A 15480-nucleotide genomic window follows, 5' to 3' on the forward strand; every position below is an offset into this window, starting at 1 on the left:
CAAGAATAGAACAAAGTCTTAACATGCCCCCTACTTGGTAAGGATGCGTTAAGAAATCAATGTCTTTCGGCGGGTATACTTAACGCTGCGCCGTCTCCCACTCCGGATGCACCCAGGGCATGTCATTGCTCCGCGCCAGCGCATCGCGGCCCAAGATATGATCGCTCATCTTCTCTCCGGTCATGATGGATGGGCCATTGAGGTTGCCATTGGTGATGCGGGGAAAAACGGAACTGTCCACCACGCGCAAGGCATCGACACCGATGACACGGCCCTGCGGGTCCACCACCGACATCGGGTCATCCACCGCCCCCATTTTGCAGGTACCACAAGGATGGTAGGCGCTTTCGGCATGTTCACGGATGAAACCATCCAGTTCACTGTCGCTTTGCAGCGCCGCCCCCGGCTGGATCTCGTGTTTGACGAAGGGCGCAAAGGCCTCTTGCGCAAAGATCTCGCGGGTCAGCCGGATGCAGGTGCGGAAATCCTCCCAATCCTGCGCGGTGCTCATGTAGTTGAACCGGATGACCGGATCGTCTGCGGGGTTGGCGGAGCGCAACGTGACCGCCCCGCGCGAGGGCGAGCGCATGGGCCCGGTATGGGCTTGAAACCCGTGCCCCTCGGCGGCTGCCTTGCCGTCATAGCGCACGGCGATGGGCAGGAAGTGGTACTGGACATCGGGATAGGGCACGCCCGCCCTGCTGCGAATGAAGGCCGCACTTTCGAACTGGTTCGACGCACCAAGGCCCCGGCGCAGGAACAGCCATTGCGCCCCGATCACCGCCTTGGACAGCAGGTTCCAGTGTTTATAGAGGGTGATGGGCTGTTTCGACGCCATCTGAATGTAAAGCTCAAGGTGGTCTTGCAGGTTGGCCCCCACACCAGGGCGGTCGGCCACCACGTCGATGCCATGTTCGGCCAGATGCTGCGCAGGGCCGATCCCCGACAGCATCAATATCTTGGGTGAGTTGATCGAGGATGCGGCCAAGATCACTTCGCGGCGCGCCTTGATCACCCGGCCCCCGGCCAGGGCGACACCTACCGCGTGCCCGTCCTCAATCACGACACGCTCGACCAGCCCGCGCACCAGATCGCAATTGGCCCGCTTGAGGGCCGGGCGCAGATAGGCATTGGCGGCCGACCAGCGCGTGCCCTTGTGCACGGTCTGCTCCATCGGGCCAAAGCCTTCCTGCTGCTGGCCGTTATAGTCGTCGGTCACCTGATATCCCGCCTGCGCGCCCGCTGTCACAAAGGCGGAAAACAGCGGATTGTCGCGAGGCCCGCGCGACACATGCAGGGGCCCATCCGTGCCACGCCAATCCGCGTCGCCCCCGTGGCCACCATCGTGCCAGCTTTCCATCCGTTTGAAATAGGGCTGCACGTCAGCATAGGCCCAGCCATCCGCCCCCGCATCGGCCCAATGGTCATAATCCATCGCGTGTCCGCGCACATAGACCATCCCGTTGATCGAGGACGAACCGCCGATCACCTTGCCGCGCGGACAGACCAGACGGCGGCCCCCCAGATGCGGCTCGGGCTCGGACATATAGCCCCAGTCATAGCGCTTCATGTTCATCGGATAGGACAAGGCCGCAGGCATCTGGATGAAGGGGCCCGCATCCGTGCCGCCATGCTCGATCACCAGCACCGACTGGCCCGCCTCGGCCAACCGGTAGGCCACTGCGCACCCGGCGCTTCCCGCGCCCACAATCACAAAATCCGCTTCCATCACGTTCCCGCCTTCTCGTGATTCCTCAAAGGGTCAAGACGGGCCAGAGGCCCCCGCGCCTTGCGCGGCTTGGTCTTGAGGCTTTGGGGAATCGCATCTCATCCTTGATGAGGTGTCTTGAGGCGCAAATCGCGCCCTCAAGCACCTCTCAGCAAAAATCCATTTCTCTCAACACACGCGACATCCCAATGGCGCGCCGCCCTTTTTGGCGCGCGGGGTGGGTGGGCGGGCGCGTGCCAAAAAGGGCGTCCCGACCTCTCAACCCGCGCGTCAAAACGGGGCCTCCAGATCGCCCATGCGCACATAGACCGACTTCAACTGGCTGTAATGTTCAATCGCGGCCTTCGAATTCTCGCGCCCCACGCCCGACTGTTTCGAGCCACCAAAGGGGGCCTCGACCGGCGCATCGTTATAGGTGTTGATGTAGCAGGTGCCCGCTTCGAACTCGGCGGCCACCCGGTGCGCGCGCGCCAGGTCGCGGGTGAACACGCCTGCCGCCAGACCGAATTCGGTCGCATTGGCGCGCGGCATCACCTCCGCTTCGTCCTCGAAATCGAGCACAGCCATCACGGGGCCAAAAATCTCTTCGCGCGCGATGGTCATCTCGTCGGTCACATCGGCAAAAACTGTGGGTTCCAGGTAAAACCCCTCCCGCTCGAGCCGCTTGCCGCCATAGACCAGCCGCGCGCCTTCGTCCTGCCCCTTGGCGATATAGCCTTGCACGATTTCCATCTGGCGCGCACTGACCATGGGACCAAAGGAGGTCGCAGGATCCTGCGGATCACCGATCACCGCGTCCGCCAGACGCTCGGCCAGACGGGTCAGAAACGCCTCCTTGATGCCTTTTTGCACAAAGACGCGCGTGCCGTTGGAACAGACCTGCCCCGAGGAATAGAAGTTGCCAAGGATCGCGCCCGACACCGCGTTTTCCACATCTGCATCATCAAAGACGATCATCGGGGATTTGCCGCCCAGCTCCATCGTCACGTGTTTGATGCCCGCGGCCGCAGCGGCATAGACCTTGCGCCCCGTCGGCACCGAGCCGGTCAGCGACACCTTGTCGACACGTGCATCCGTGACCAGCGCCGCGCCCACATCGCCCAGCCCCTGGATCACGTTGTAGACCCCTGCAGGCGCGCCGGCCTCGTGCAAAATCTCGGCCACTTTCAATGCGCAAAGCGGCGTCGTTTCCGATGGTTTGAACACCATCGTATTGCCACAGGCCAGTGCGGGCGCGCCCTTCCAACTCGCGATCTGGGTGGGATAGTTCCACGCGCCGATCCCGACGCAGACACCCAGAGGCTCCCGGCGGGTATAGACCCAATCCTCGCCCAGCTGGATATGCTCGCCTGTCAGGGTCGCGGCCATGCCGCCGAAATACTCCAGTGCATCCGCCCCGCTGGTCGCATCCACGACTGAAGTCTCCTGATAGGGCTTGCCGGTGTCATAGGTCTCCAGCACCGACAGATCATGGTTGCGCGCGCGCATGATGTCGGCGGCGCGCCGCAGGATGCGGCCCCGTTCCGTGCCCGTCATCACAGCCCATGCGGCCTGCGCGGCGCGTGCGGCGCTCAGGGCCTGGTCGATGATCGCGGGCGTGGCGGAATGCACGCGGCCGATCACGGCGCCGGTCGCGGGATAGATCACGTCGATCGGTGAGCCATCCGTGTCTTCGACATATTGGCCGCCAATGAAATGGCTGGCGGTGGGTTGGGTTGGGTAGGTCATGATCGCCTCCGGCGGGCATATTTGTGGAACAATGAAGAGGTCATTCGCCTCTTGGAAAGCGTTGGTTTTCTTCAAGAACGTTGAGGTCCATGTGATTGCGCATGAAGCGTTCGGACGCTTTTTGCAGGGGCTGGTAGTCCCACGGGTAATACCCCCCTCGCGCAGCGCCTCGTAGACAACCCAGCGGCGGGCCTGAGACGCACGGACATCAGCGTCAAAGCGGGCAAGGTCCCAGCGCGCATCGGCCTTGGCCTGTAGTTGCGCCAGCGTGCCCTGATGGGCTGGTACATCTGCAAGGTTGGTCAACTCGTGCGGGTCCGCCTCGAGGTCGAACAGCTGGTCGGGATCAAGTGCGCAGCGGTTGTATTTCCACTTGCCATAGCGCAGCGACACCATCGGGGCGTAGGATGCCTCGGCCGCATATTCCATCGCGACAGGTTCCGTGCGCGCAACTCCCTGCCCTTGCGGGACAAGCGATTGCCCGGTGGTCCAGGACGCGACCTCGGACATGTCCACGCCTGCCAGATCACACAGGGTCGGGCAGACGTCGATGTTGGACACAGGGTCTGCCACCAGTCCCGGCGTCATCGACGGGGCCGCGATCATCAGCGGCACCCGGGCCGAACCCTCGTAGAACGACATTTTGAACCACAGCCCCCGCGCGCCCAGCATGTCGCCGTGATCGGACACGAACAGGATGATCGCCTCTTGCCGCGTGCCCTCCAGCGCCTCCAGCACCTCGCCGATCTTGTCATCGAGGTAAGAGATATTGGCGAAATAGGCGCGACGCGAGCGTCGGATATCCTCGTCGGAGATGTTGAAGTTGTCGCGGTCATTGGCATCGAGGATGCGCTGTGAATGCGGGTCCTGATCCTCGTAAGGGATTGGGCCGACCTCGGGCATCAGGTGGTCGCGGTCCTCATAGAGGTCCCAGTACTTTTTGCGCGCCACGTAAGGGTCGTGGGGATGGGTAAAGCTGACCGTCAGGCACCACGGCCGCGCATCATGCCCGCGCCCGAGGTCATAGAGCTTGCGCGTGGCGTGATAGGCCACCTCGTCATCATATTCGAGCTGGTTCGTGATCTCGGCGACGCCCGCGCCCGTGACGGACCCCATGTTGTGATACCACCAGTCGATCCGCTCGCCCGGTTTGCGATAGTCCGGCGTCCAGCCGAAATCGGGCGGATAGACATCCGTCGTCAGCCGTTCTTCGAACCCGTGCAACTGGTCGGGACCAACAAAGTGCATCTTGCCAGACAGACAGGTCTGGTAGCCCGCGCGGCGCAGGTGGTGGGCATAGGTCGGGATGGACGAGGCGAACTCGGCCGCATTGTCATAGACCCCCGTCGCACTGGGCAACTGGCCAGACATGAACGCCGCCCGCCCCGGCGCACAGAGCGGCGAGGCCGTGTAGGCATTGCGAAACCTGGTTGACCGAGCCGCCAGCTTCTTGAGGTTGGGGGCGTGCAGCCAGTCCGCCGGACCGTCGGGGAACAACGTGCCGTTCAACTGGTCGACCATGAAGATCAGGATGTTGGACTGGCTCATGCGTGCGCTCCGGTCAGGGTATCAAGGGCGCGTTGTGCCGTGGCCTTGGCCGCCTCGACCGAGGCTTCCGCATCCAGCGCCGCGCGCAGGTACAGCCCGTCGATCAACGCGCCCAGCATCTCGGCATCGCCGCGCGGATCGCGGCTGAGCGGGCGCAACGCGTCCGTCAGGTTCGAGCGCAAGCGGCGCTGGTAGAGGCGCAGCAGGCGGTGGGTGTCGGGTTGCGTCGTGGCCTGCGCGTAAAGGGTCATCCACGCACTGACCGTGGCCGGATCAAAGCACGAGGGTGCGAAACTGGCCGCAATCAGCGCCTCGGCACGGGCGCGCGGCGTGTTGGCTGCGCGCAGGCCGGCCACGACTTCGACACCGAAATCACGCAGGATCTGGCGCATGGCTGCGAGAAATATCTGATCCTTGCCGCCGAAATAGTGATGCGCAAGGGCGGTGGACATGCCCGCTCGCTTGGCGATCTGCCCAACGGTGACATCCAGCGAACCAGCTGCGCCTATTTCGGCAATCGTGGCCTCAACCAATGCGGCCCGCCGAATGGGTTCCATCCCGAGTTTTGGCACGTCTCATTCCCCCGTTTCGCAACGGCGCGAAACGTGGCGGTTTTTTATTGATCCGTCAATCAATAAAAACTCAGAGCTTGGTCGCAGGGCTCGGCGGGGTGATGGGCGTACGTTTCAACACCGCCTCGCGCCATGTGATATAGGTGACTGAGGCGAGGATCAGCGCGCCGCCCAGCACCACCCAGACATCCACCGGCTCGGCAAAGACAAGGGCGCCCAGCAGCACCGCCCAAACCAGTTGCAAAAACGTGATCGGCTGTGTGACGGTGACAGGTGCAGCGGCAAAGGCCAGGGTCATGGTGTAGTGCCCTGCGGTCGCAAAACAGGCGACGGCGAACAGCAGGCCCAGATCGCCCCACGTCGGCGTGACCCAATCGGCCAGCGCAAAAGGCGCAAGCCCAATGGTGACAAAGATCGACAGCATCGCCACAACGACCGCCGGTTTCACCTCGTCCGCCATGATCTTAGCCAGCAGGTAGGATCCCGCAAAGGTCACGGCACAAAACAGCATCGCGATATGGCCCGGCGCGACCTCTCTGAACCCGGGGCGCAGGATCACGGCGGTGCCGATCAGGGCCACAGCGATGGCCGCAATCCGGCGCGCCGCCAACCGCTCGCCCAGAAACAGGGCGGCACCAATGCTGACATAGACCGGGGCGAGGTAGTTCATCGCCGTCACTTCGGCGATGGGAATGCGCGTCATCGCATAAAACCACAGGATCACGCCGCCCGCATGAAAGGCCCCGCGCAAGGTGAACAGACGCCATTGGCGCGGCGTCAGATGCGCCGCGCGCACCGCAGGCAGCATGGGCAGCAGGAACACAAGACCCAGCAGGTAGCGCAGGAATGCCGCCTCTGCCGGGGGCACGCGTGGCCCCATGTATTTAACCAGCGCCGTCACCGCGACAAAGCAAAAGCCCGTCATCAGCATCCAGAAGATTCCCTTTAGTGGGTTTTGCGCGGCGCGTTCCATGACCGCATCAATGCGGGGTGCGCGCGGCGCATGCAAGCCTTGTCAGGCACCCTTCAAAGAAACAGCAATTTCAACGCGATGGCCCACATGGTCAGGGCGATGATCCCATCCAGCACACGCCACGCCCCCGGCTTCGTGAACAGCGGGCCCAACAGGCGCGCGCCGTAACCGAGGCTAAAGAAGAACACGAAACTGGCCAGCACGGCCCCGGTGCCGAACAGCAAGCGATCCGGGTACTGGGCCGAGATCGAACCAACCAGCACAACGGTGTCCAGATAGACATGCGGGTTCAGCCAGGTCAGCGCCAGAACGGTCAGGACCGCACTGCGCAGCGATTGCACCTCTTGCCCGCCGGTCTCAAGCGCCGCACCACCGCGCCAGGCAGAGCGGGCATTGCGCCAGCCATACCACAGCAGGAACGTCGCCCCACCATAGCGCATGGCCTGCTCGAACCAGGGCACCGCCTCGGCCAATGCACCAAAACCCGCCACACCGGCAGCAATCAAAATCGCGTCAGACAGCGCACAGGTCAGGCACACCCAGAACACATGCGCGCGCCGCAATCCCTGACGCAGCACAAAGGCATTTTGTGCCCCGATCGCCAAAATCAACGACAGAGACAGGAAGAATCCCGGAACGAATGAGATCATGATGCGGCCTGTGAATTACAACGTAACGTGCCTAGTCGCGTGAAGGTCGAAGGGCAAGCATGCACGAGCTATACGTTTTTTGCACAGCAGGTTTGCGAAAACAAACGGCGCAATTTGCTTGAGCCATACCCATCTAGTTGCCATAGAGAACAACCCACGAACCAAGGGCCTCGGCAACAAGAGGCCTACTGCCGGCAAATGTCACCTGACGCAGGTATCACGTTGATCTGATCTTTGATGATTGGCGTATCTCTTTGCAGACCCCATATGCTGGTCAACGATAACAAGGAAGCAATCCAATGCTTGACGACACACACACCGTTGATCTGACCAAGCAGGACCTTGAGCTGATCGAAGCCGCTTTGCAGACGCAGGAAAAGATCCTGTCCGTCCAGAGCCGCGCGGGCGGCAGTGCCGCGCGCACGCGCCTCAATGATCTCAAGGGCCTGATGCGCCGCCTGCGCCGTCAGACCCCCGCGCCCCAAGGGGCCACCGGCGGCAGCTGGAGCCAGGTCGCGCGACAACTGTTTTTCTGATCTCAGGGAAACAGCCCGAAGGCAAGATCAAACGCCGCGCCTGGCGACAGGGCGGCGTTTTGCTTTCTTAAAGAGAGACCTTAGCGGGTACCCCGCTGAACACCGCCTAACCGGCGATCAGGACATCAGCCTGTCTCAAGCCGAAACTTCAAGAACCGCTCACCGTCATAGTCGATGTCGCCAATTTGCCGGGCGCCCAACCGGTCCAGTGCACCCAGTTTTTTCCGCGAGGGCGGCAAAAGGAACGTCACATAGGGAATCCGGTCGTCCGCAATTGCGAATTCAAGTGCCTTGGCCGCAATACGCGCGCCCAATCCAAACGCATCGGGCCGCAAAACCAGACCGAAATCCCATTCATCGCCCTCTTTCTGAAAACCGCCCCATCCGACATAGCGGCCATCGGCCAGAAACGCCCAGTGGCCCAGACCATCGCGGCGCCAGCACGCTTCCTTATGCGCCACAAAACTGTCCACGGCCGCCGCGTCCCACGCAAAGGTCAAAAGCGGCATATGCTCGGCCACGCGGGGGCCCGACATATGGGCCTGTATTTCGCCCGGGTCTATCTCGGGCAACCGGGCAAAGGTGATCTGATGTTTCAACGACGACATCCTTTACAGCCCGCCGCGCCCCCGGGGGCGCGCCTCACCCGTCCAGCTGGGCCATCACCTCGTCGCTGGCTTCAAAGTTGGTGGTGACATTCTGCACGTCATCATCATCTTCCAGCGCATCGATCAGCTTCATCAGCTTCTGCATGCCGTCCAGGTCCATCTCGGTCGTGGTGGTGGGGCGCCACACGAGCTTCGTGCTCTCGCTCTCGCCCAACTCCGCCTCCAGCGCGTTGGACACCTCGTTCAGGTCCGTGTCCGCACACCAGATCACGTGCCCGTCCTCAGTGCTTTCCACGTCATCGGCCCCGGCCTCGATCGCCGCCATCATGACGGTATCGGCATCTCCCACCTCAACCGGATAGCTCACCGCGCCCTTGCGGTCGAACATGAACCCGACACTGCCGGTTTCGCCCAGGTTGCCGCCATTCTTGGTAAAGGTCGAGCGCACGGTCGACGCGGTGCGGTTGCGGTTGTCGGTCATCGCCTCGACGATGACGGCCACACCGTTGGGGCCGTAGCCCTCATAGCGGATTTCCTCGTAATCCTCGCCCTCACCGGCAATGGATTTCTTGATCGCGCGGTCGATATTGTCCTTGGGCATCGACTGCCCCTTGGCCTCTTTGACAGCAAGACGCAGGCGCGGGTTCTTGTCGGGGTCAGGGTCGCCCATCTTGGCGGCGATGGTGATTTCCTTGGACAGCTTGGAAAACAGCTTGGCCCGGATCTTGTCCTGACGCCCCTTGCGGTGCTGGATGTTTGCCCATTTTGAATGGCCTGCCATGAAAGCCTCCTGTCTGCTGACATGTGCGAAACATGTGCGGAAATTTCGTTCCGCGTTGCTATAGGACAAGGGCGCAGGGCGGGGCAAGTCCGGCCTGTGCGGTCACGCAGGGCCCATGCGCGTGGCCCCTGCCCTCAAATGCCATAGCTTGATCCGGGCAAGCAGCACGGAGCGCGACACATGGGCGTGATGATCAAAGGCACCTACAAGGTCGATGACCCCGGCCCCGATACAGTGGCAAGCGGCGCCTATGAGCGCGCGAAATCCACCTTGCGCAACTGGATCACGCCCGACGGCCCCTTTAAGCCCGATCCAGGGCGCTACCACCTCTTTGTCGCCTGGAATTGCCCCTGGGCCCACCGCACGCTACTGGTGCGTGCCGTGCTGGGGCTGGTGAACGCCATCACCATCAGCATCGCCAAACCCCGCCGCACCGATCAGGGCTGGGTGTTTGACGCGGACGGTGCATACACCGACACACTCCTTGGCGCGCAGGCGGTGCACGCGGTCTATGCCCGCCAATCCCCGCCCTATACGGGGCGCATCACCGTACCCGTGCTCTGGGACAAGAAAACCGAACAGATCGTCTCGAACGAAAGTGCAGATATCGTGCGCATGCTGGCGCTGGCCTTCGATCCAGCCCGACGATTGGTGCCCAAAGACCACGAGGCCGAGGTCGACAATTGGAACGCACTCATCCACCCGCGCATCAACAACGGCGTCTACCGCGCAGGCTTCGCCCGCACGCAAGAGGCCTATGACAGCGCGGTCACCGACCTCTTTGCCGCACTGGACGAGGTCGAGGCCCATCTCGGCACCCACACCACCCTGGTCGGCAACCGCGTGAGCGAGGCGGACCTGCGCCTCTTTCCCACCCTCGCCCGCTTCGATGTTGCTTATCACTACGCCTTCAAATGCAATCTCGCCAAACTCAGCGATTACCCCAACCTGTGGGACTATGCCCGCGCGCTCCATGCCTTGCCGGGCGTGGCAGACACGGTCAAACCGGAGATCTACAAAGCGGGCTATTTCTCTCCATCCGAATTGCGCAACCCGCTCGGCATCATCCCAAAAGGGCCAAAGGTCGACTGGTCCCGCCTAAGCACGCGCACACTTGCCCTTCCCACATCTTCTTCTGACTGAAAATACCATGGGGGAGTCCGCAGGACGGGGGCAAAGCCCCCTGAAAAATAGTATCGCCGCAAGGCGTCCTTCGGATCACTGCAAGGTGCGATACCCCGCTCCCAAACCACGCCACCGCAGCTCAGGGTGCATCACCCGGCGATCTCGAAAATCGGCGCAACAAAAACAACTGGCCCCCCCTGACCCCGCTCCCTAGGGTGCGGGCATGACCACAGACCAGATTATCCTCTTTTCCCTGTTCGGTGCCGTCTTCGGCCTTCTGCTCTGGGGCAAGTTCCGCTATGACATCGTCGCCTTCTCCGCGCTCATGATTGGGGTGGTGCTGGGCGTCGTGCCCAGCGCGGATGCCTTCTCCGGTTTCGGGCACCCGGCAACGCTTGTGGTTGCGCTGGTGCTGGTCGTGTCGGCGGGCCTCGTGCGCTCAGGCGCCGTGTTCCTGATTACCCGCACGCTGGTCGATGCCAGTCGGTCGCTGGGGGCGCATATCACCCTGATGGGCGCCATTGGCGGGGTGCTCTCGGCCTTCATGAACAACGTGGCCGCCCTTGCCCTGCTCATGCCCGTCGACATTCAGACTGCGCGAAAAGCCGGGCGAAACCCCGGGCTCAGCCTCATGCCGCTCAGCTTTGCCACGATCCTCGGGGGCATGGTCACGCTGATCGGCACACCGCCCAACATCATCATCGCCACGATCCGGCAGGACGCGCTCGGCGAACCCTTCCGCATGTTCGATTTCGCCCCGGTGGGCGGCGTGGCCGCCATCGCGGGCCTGCTCTTTGTCGCGCTGATCGGCTGGCGCCTGATCCCTGCGCGCGAGGACGGCGCAGGCGCGGTCGAGGATCTGTCCCAATACATCGCCGAACTGACCGTGCCCGAAGGCTCGAAACTGATCGGCAAACGCGTGGGCGAGCTGGAGGAAGACGCGGAACAGGCGGACGTCGCCATCATCGGCCTGATCCGCGACGGCCAGCGCCGCTATGGCCGCGCCCGCAATGCAGTGCTGCAGGCCGATGACGCGCTGGTGCTCGAGGCAACGCCCGACGCGCTCGACGAATTCCGCGCGGCCCTCAGCCTTGCCATGGCCGATGCCAAGCGAGAGGAACAGCTGAAAGCGGCAGGTGAAGGCGTCGAGATCATTGAAGTTGTGGTGACGGATCAATCCCGTCTGATCGGACGCACAGCGCAAACGGTGGGGCTCAGCTGGCGGCAGTCGACCGTGCTGATGGGCATCTCGCGCCAAGGCAAACGCATCACCCAGCAAATCCGCAAAACGCCAATAAGGGCCGGGGACATCCTGCTGCTGCTGGTGCCGCGCGACACTGGCCCTGACGTGACGCAATGGCTTGGCACCCTGCCCCTGGCCGAGCGCGGGCTGTCGGTCACCGCCGATGAAAAGGTCTGGCTCGCAATCGGTCTGTTCGGGGCCGCCGTGCTCGCGGCGAGCGTCGGCCTGCTCTACCTGCCCATCGCGCTGGGGCTTGTGGTCGTGGCCTATGTCCTGTCGAAAATCGTCCCCCTGTCCGAACTCTACACCCATATCGAATGGCCTGTCGTGGTGTTGCTCGGCTCCATGATCCCGCTTGGCGCCGCGCTGGAAACCTCCGGCGGGACCGAGCTGATCTCGGGCTGGTTGATCACCCTGACCCAAGGGCTGCCCGCCTGGGCCGTGCTGACCGTGCTGATGGTCGTGACGATGAGCCTGTCGGACGTGCTCAACAACACGGCCACCACCATCGTTGCAGCCCCTGTCGGCATCCAGATGGCACAGACGCTTGGCGTCTCGCCCGACCCGTTCCTGATGGCAGTGGCAGTGGCCGCGTCCTCGGCCTTCCTCACCCCCATCGGGCACAAGAACAACACGCTGATCCTCGGCCCCGGCGGCTACCAGTTTGGTGACTATTGGCGCATCGGCCTGCCGCTGGAAGTGATCGTGATCGCCGTGTCCATCCCCGCCATCCTGCTGTTCTGGCCGCTTTGAGGCTGGGCGGTGACGGAAACCGACTTCGGTTTCCGGCCCGTTTTCCGAAGTCGGAAAACGCCCTGACCAAGCGTCAACGTTGCGCCAAACGGGCGCCCGCGCCTAACCTGCCCCGCAGGGAGAGACGAAAATGGACATATTGATCGACGTTGTATTGCCGCTGTCGCTGGCAATCATCATGCTGAGCCTCGGGGTGGGCCTCACCTTTGGTGACTTTGGCCGCGTGCTGCGCATGCCGCGCGCCTTTGCAATCGGGGCCGTAGCGCAGGTTTTGCTATTGCCGCTGGTCACTTACGTGACTGTGCGCGCCTTTGGGCTGGGCACCGAGATCGCCGTCGGCTTCATGCTGCTCAGCTTTTGTCCCGGCGGGGTTACCTCGAACATGGTGTCGCGCCTGGCGCGTGGCGATGTGGCGCTATCGGTGTCCCTGACGGCAGTGATCAGCCTGCTCAGCATCCTGACGGTGCCGATCCTTGCAGCCTGGGCCGTTGTGCATTTCATGGGCGATGCCGCCCCCGCCGTCTCTGTGACCGAACTTGCCGTCGCCATGTTCCTCATCACCACGCTTCCTGTCCTGCTCGGGGTTCTGTTTCGCCATTTCGCCGCCCAGACCGCGATGCGGATCGAACCCTATCTGACCCGGCTCGCCACGGTGCTCTTTGTCGTGATCGTCCTTGCCGCGCTCGCCAGCAACTGGTCGCTCTTTCTCGAGAACCTCGCGAGCCTTGGCCCCGCACTGATCGTGCTGAACGCGATCCTGCTCATCCTTGGCCTTGCTTTCGCACGGGCCGCGGCCCTGGCTTGGGATCAGGCCAAGACGATCTCGATCGAGACTGGCATCCAGAACGCCACGCTGGGGATCACGCTGGCTGCGCTGATTTCCGGTCAGGCCGACGGGTTCAGCGCCATGGCCTTGCCCTCGGCCGTTTACGGGATCACCATGTATCTTGTCGCCGCGCCATTCGTGGCGTGGTTTCGCAACCGCTAAGAGGCAACCATGGACCAAGCTGACGCCATCGTCGTAGGATCGGGCCTCTCGGGCCTTGCTGCCGCCGCAGAACTGGGCGACCGGGGCAAAAAGGTCATCATCGTCGATCAGGAGCCCCGCAGTTTCCTCGGCGGTCAGGCCTTCTGGTCGCTGGGCGGTCTGTTCATGATCGACACACCCGAACAGCGGCGCATGGGCATCCGCGACAGCCGCGATCTGGCCCTGAACGACTGGATGGGCAGTGCGCAGTTCGACCGGGACGAAGACGCCTGGCCGCGCAAATGGGCCGAGGCCTATCTGGACTTTGCCGCAGGCGAAATGCGCCCCTGGCTGCACGACATGGGCCTGCGCTGGTTCCCGGTGGTCGGCTGGGCCGAGCGTGGCGGCAGTTTCGCGGATGGCCACGGCAACTCCGTCCCGCGCTTTCACATCACATGGGGTACCGGCCCCGGCATCATCGAGCATTTCGTACGCCGCTGCGAAGAGCATGAGAAAGCGGGGCTGATCCAGTTCCACTTTCGCCACCAGGTCGACCGGATCGACATGGAGAACGGCGCCGCCAAGGGAGTCAGCGGCACGCTGCTGGCTGACGACAGCGCCGAACGCGGCCAAAAAACCAACCGCGACACCGTGGGCGATTTCGCCCTGCGCGCACCGTCCGTCATCGTGACCTCCGGCGGCATCGGCGGCAATTTCGAGATGGTGCGCAAGGTCTGGCCGACCGACCGTCTGGGCCCCGCACCCAAGGAGATGGTGGCCGGTGTGCCCGCCCACGTAGATGGCCGCATGATCGCGATTTCCGAGGATGCGGGCGGGCATGTGATCAACGGCGACCGGATGTGGCACTATACCGAAGGGGTCAAGAACTGGGATCCGATCTGGCCCAGCCACGGCATACGTATCCTGCCGGGGCCGTCCTCGATGTGGTTCGATGCGACAGGCAACCGCTTTGCACCCCCTGCCCTGCCCGGCTTTGACAGCATGGGCACACTGCGCGAGATCCTCGCCACCGGCTACGACTACAGTTGGTTCGTGCTGACCCAAAAGGTCATCAAGAAGGAATTCGCGCTGTCAGGGTCCGAACAGAACCCCGATTTCACATCCAAGAAATGGATCGAGGTCATCCGCCAGCGCATCCTGTCCGGGGCCAAGGCCACGGCACCGGTCGAGGCGTTCAAGGAAAAGGGCGAGGATTTCGTCGTCGCCAACGACCTCACAACCCTCGTCAACGGCATGAACCAGGTCGCGGGCGGCAACCTGATCGATGAGGCCAAGCTGCGTGCCCAGATCGAGGCGCGCGACGCGCAAGTCGACAATCCGTTTTCCAAGGATGCCCAGATGATGGCCATCCACGCCGCACGCAACTACCGCGGAGACAAGCTGATCCGCACGGCCAAGCCGCACAAGTTTCTCGATCCGGCCAATGGCCCGCTGATCGCCGTGAAACTGCATATCCTGACGCGCAAGACACTGGGCGGGCTGCAAACAAACCTCGACAGTCAGATGATCGGGGCCGATGGGCACACCGTTCCCGGGCTGTTTGCAGCAGGCGAAGTTGCCGGGTTCGGGGGCGGCGGATACCACGGCTACAACGCGCTTGAGGGGACGTTCCTGGGCGGATGCATATTCTCGGGGCGCAACGCGGGGCGTTCTGACAGCATCGCCTGACCCTCGCCAGACCCAAAAAAATTGACACAAAATCTTTGCGAAATGTGGTCGTTCGCGGACGGTGAACGCTTGATTAACCACTATGAGTTGAATATTTGTTGACAGCTCAAGGAAACAATACAGATCACACGCATGGGCCAGCAGAGCAAATTTGACCACATCAATCCCGATGCCACCTCGATGCGGCAATTGGGCTATCAAAACCCCGAACGCTCGGCGGTGCTGATGTCGTGCAGCCTGGACTGCATCAAGTTGATGACCCCGGACGGCATCATCTCGTATATGAGCCACAACGGCATGTGCGCGATGGAGGTCGACGACCTCGACGCCGTTACGGGACAGCCGTGGTGGGCGTTCTGGCCCGACGTGCAGCAAGACACGATTCGCGCAGCAGTCAGTTCTGCGCGGGCTGGCAAGATCGTGAACTTTATCGCCGATTGCCCCACAGCGCGTGGCACCGATGCGCGTTGGGACGTGACCGTTCAGGGCGTGTTCGAGGAAGACGGTGCCTTGCGCGAGATCATCGCCGTGTCGCGCCGCACGAGCGAACCTTTGCGCGACCTGTCAACATACTGACG

Annotated in this window: 13 protein-coding genes and 1 pseudogene; 6 read left to right on the forward strand and 8 right to left on the reverse strand. The window is 62.7% G+C overall.

The window, feature by feature from the left end; translation table 11 throughout:
* Positions 1 to 79: 79 nt before the first annotated feature.
* The 6 genes and pseudogenes from betA to ACMHLQ_RS05110 all read right to left on the reverse strand — a co-directional run bounded on the left by betA (position 80) and on the right by ACMHLQ_RS05110 (position 7200).
* Positions 80 to 1729: a choline dehydrogenase gene (gene betA / locus ACMHLQ_RS05085; protein ID WP_415403718.1), complete on the reverse strand. Its 1650-nt coding sequence runs from the start codon at positions 1727 to 1729 to the stop codon at positions 80 to 82.
* A 270-nt stretch (positions 1730 to 1999) separates the two neighbouring features.
* Entirely contained in the window at positions 2000 to 3457 is a 1458-nt protein-coding gene (gene betB, locus ACMHLQ_RS05090) for a betaine-aldehyde dehydrogenase (RefSeq protein ID WP_415403719.1), read from the reverse strand.
* A 40-nt stretch (positions 3458 to 3497) separates the two neighbouring features.
* A pseudogene (gene betC, locus ACMHLQ_RS05095) lies at positions 3498 to 5005 on the reverse strand (choline-sulfatase).
* Positions 5002 to 5577 (reverse strand): choline-responsive transcriptional repressor BetI, encoded by a 576-nt coding sequence (gene betI, locus ACMHLQ_RS05100; protein ID WP_415403720.1) that lies wholly within the window; start codon positions 5575 to 5577, stop codon positions 5002 to 5004. Before betI ends, betC begins: the two are co-directional and overlap by 4 nt.
* 70 nt (positions 5578 to 5647) lie before the next feature.
* Positions 5648 to 6508 carry a DMT family transporter gene (locus ACMHLQ_RS05105; RefSeq protein WP_415403721.1) on the reverse strand — a complete coding sequence of 287 codons (861 nt, stop codon included), beginning with the start codon at positions 6506 to 6508 and terminating at the stop codon, positions 5648 to 5650.
* Between the two features lie 95 nt (positions 6509 to 6603).
* The gene (locus ACMHLQ_RS05110) at positions 6604 to 7200 is read right to left on the reverse strand and encodes a LysE/ArgO family amino acid transporter (RefSeq protein ID WP_415403722.1); all 597 of its coding nucleotides are present in this window, start codon (positions 7198 to 7200) and stop codon (positions 6604 to 6606) included.
* A gap of 299 nt (positions 7201 to 7499) precedes the next feature.
* Here ACMHLQ_RS05110 and ACMHLQ_RS05115 point away from each other — a divergent pair, with 299 nt between their 5' ends.
* Complete coding sequence (locus tag ACMHLQ_RS05115; protein WP_415403723.1) at positions 7500 to 7736, forward strand: hypothetical protein; 237 nt, start codon at positions 7500 to 7502, stop codon at positions 7734 to 7736.
* Between the two features lie 125 nt (positions 7737 to 7861).
* On the opposite strand, the gene ACMHLQ_RS05120 is transcribed toward ACMHLQ_RS05115, so the two are convergent.
* The gene (locus ACMHLQ_RS05120) at positions 7862 to 8272 is read right to left on the reverse strand and encodes a hypothetical protein (protein WP_415405358.1); all 411 of its coding nucleotides are present in this window, start codon (positions 8270 to 8272) and stop codon (positions 7862 to 7864) included.
* A 106-nt stretch (positions 8273 to 8378) separates the two neighbouring features.
* Positions 8379 to 9125, reverse strand: a complete 747-nt coding sequence (locus ACMHLQ_RS05125) for a YebC/PmpR family DNA-binding transcriptional regulator (protein WP_415403724.1) — start codon at positions 9123 to 9125, stop codon at positions 8379 to 8381.
* Positions 9126 to 9305: 180 nt separating this feature from the next.
* On the opposite strand from ACMHLQ_RS05125, the gene ACMHLQ_RS05130 reads away from it, so the two are divergent.
* The 5 genes from ACMHLQ_RS05130 (at position 9306) to ACMHLQ_RS05150 (ending at position 15478) form a co-directional block, all read left to right on the forward strand.
* Positions 9306 to 10268: a glutathione S-transferase family protein gene (locus tag ACMHLQ_RS05130; protein ID WP_415403725.1), complete on the forward strand. Its 963-nt coding sequence runs from the start codon at positions 9306 to 9308 to the stop codon at positions 10266 to 10268.
* Between the two features lie 205 nt (positions 10269 to 10473).
* Entirely contained in the window at positions 10474 to 12246 is a 1773-nt protein-coding gene (locus ACMHLQ_RS05135) for an SLC13 family permease (RefSeq protein ID WP_415403726.1), read from the forward strand.
* Positions 12247 to 12376: 130 nt separating this feature from the next.
* Positions 12377 to 13234 carry a bile acid:sodium symporter family protein gene (locus tag ACMHLQ_RS05140; protein ID WP_415403727.1) on the forward strand — a complete coding sequence of 286 codons (858 nt, stop codon included), beginning with the start codon at positions 12377 to 12379 and terminating at the stop codon, positions 13232 to 13234.
* 9 nt (positions 13235 to 13243) lie between these two features.
* Entirely contained in the window at positions 13244 to 14902 is a 1659-nt protein-coding gene (locus ACMHLQ_RS05145; protein WP_415403728.1) for an FAD-binding dehydrogenase, read from the forward strand.
* Positions 14903 to 15034: 132 nt separating this feature from the next.
* Positions 15035 to 15478, forward strand: coding sequence for a PAS domain-containing protein (locus ACMHLQ_RS05150; protein ID WP_415403729.1), 444 nt, complete (start codon positions 15035 to 15037; stop codon positions 15476 to 15478).
* Positions 15479 to 15480 lie beyond the last annotated feature (2 nt).

Source organism: Tateyamaria algicola (genome assembly GCF_047715485.1).
Taxonomy (GTDB): domain Bacteria; phylum Pseudomonadota; class Alphaproteobacteria; order Rhodobacterales; family Rhodobacteraceae; genus Tateyamaria.

What these genes read in the sequence shown, in the direction of transcription:
- betB (WP_415403719.1), bottom strand. Translation starts at nt 3,457, where the DNA reads ATGACCTACCCAACCCAACCCACCGCCAGCCATTTCATTGGCGGCCAA.
- betA (WP_415403718.1), bottom strand. Translation starts at nt 1,729, where the DNA reads ATGGAAGCGGATTTTGTGATTGTGGGCGCGGGAAGCGCCGGGTGCGCA.
- ACMHLQ_RS05125 (WP_415403724.1), bottom strand. Translation starts at nt 9,125, where the DNA reads ATGGCAGGCCATTCAAAATGGGCAAACATCCAGCACCGCAAGGGGCGT.
- ACMHLQ_RS05140 (WP_415403727.1), top strand. Translation starts at nt 12,377, where the DNA reads ATGGACATATTGATCGACGTTGTATTGCCGCTGTCGCTGGCAATCATC.
- ACMHLQ_RS05115 (WP_415403723.1), top strand. Translation starts at nt 7,500, where the DNA reads ATGCTTGACGACACACACACCGTTGATCTGACCAAGCAGGACCTTGAG.
- ACMHLQ_RS05130 (WP_415403725.1), top strand. Translation starts at nt 9,306, where the DNA reads ATGGGCGTGATGATCAAAGGCACCTACAAGGTCGATGACCCCGGCCCC.
- ACMHLQ_RS05105 (WP_415403721.1), bottom strand. Translation starts at nt 6,508, where the DNA reads ATGCTGATGACGGGCTTTTGCTTTGTCGCGGTGACGGCGCTGGTTAAA.
- ACMHLQ_RS05150 (WP_415403729.1), top strand. Translation starts at nt 15,035, where the DNA reads ATGGGCCAGCAGAGCAAATTTGACCACATCAATCCCGATGCCACCTCG.
- ACMHLQ_RS05120 (WP_415405358.1), bottom strand. Translation starts at nt 8,272, where the DNA reads ATGTCGGGCCCCCGCGTGGCCGAGCATATGCCGCTTTTGACCTTTGCG.
- ACMHLQ_RS05110 (WP_415403722.1), bottom strand. Translation starts at nt 7,200, where the DNA reads ATGATCTCATTCGTTCCGGGATTCTTCCTGTCTCTGTCGTTGATTTTG.
- ACMHLQ_RS05135 (WP_415403726.1), top strand. Translation starts at nt 10,474, where the DNA reads ATGACCACAGACCAGATTATCCTCTTTTCCCTGTTCGGTGCCGTCTTC.
- ACMHLQ_RS05145 (WP_415403728.1), top strand. Translation starts at nt 13,244, where the DNA reads ATGGACCAAGCTGACGCCATCGTCGTAGGATCGGGCCTCTCGGGCCTT.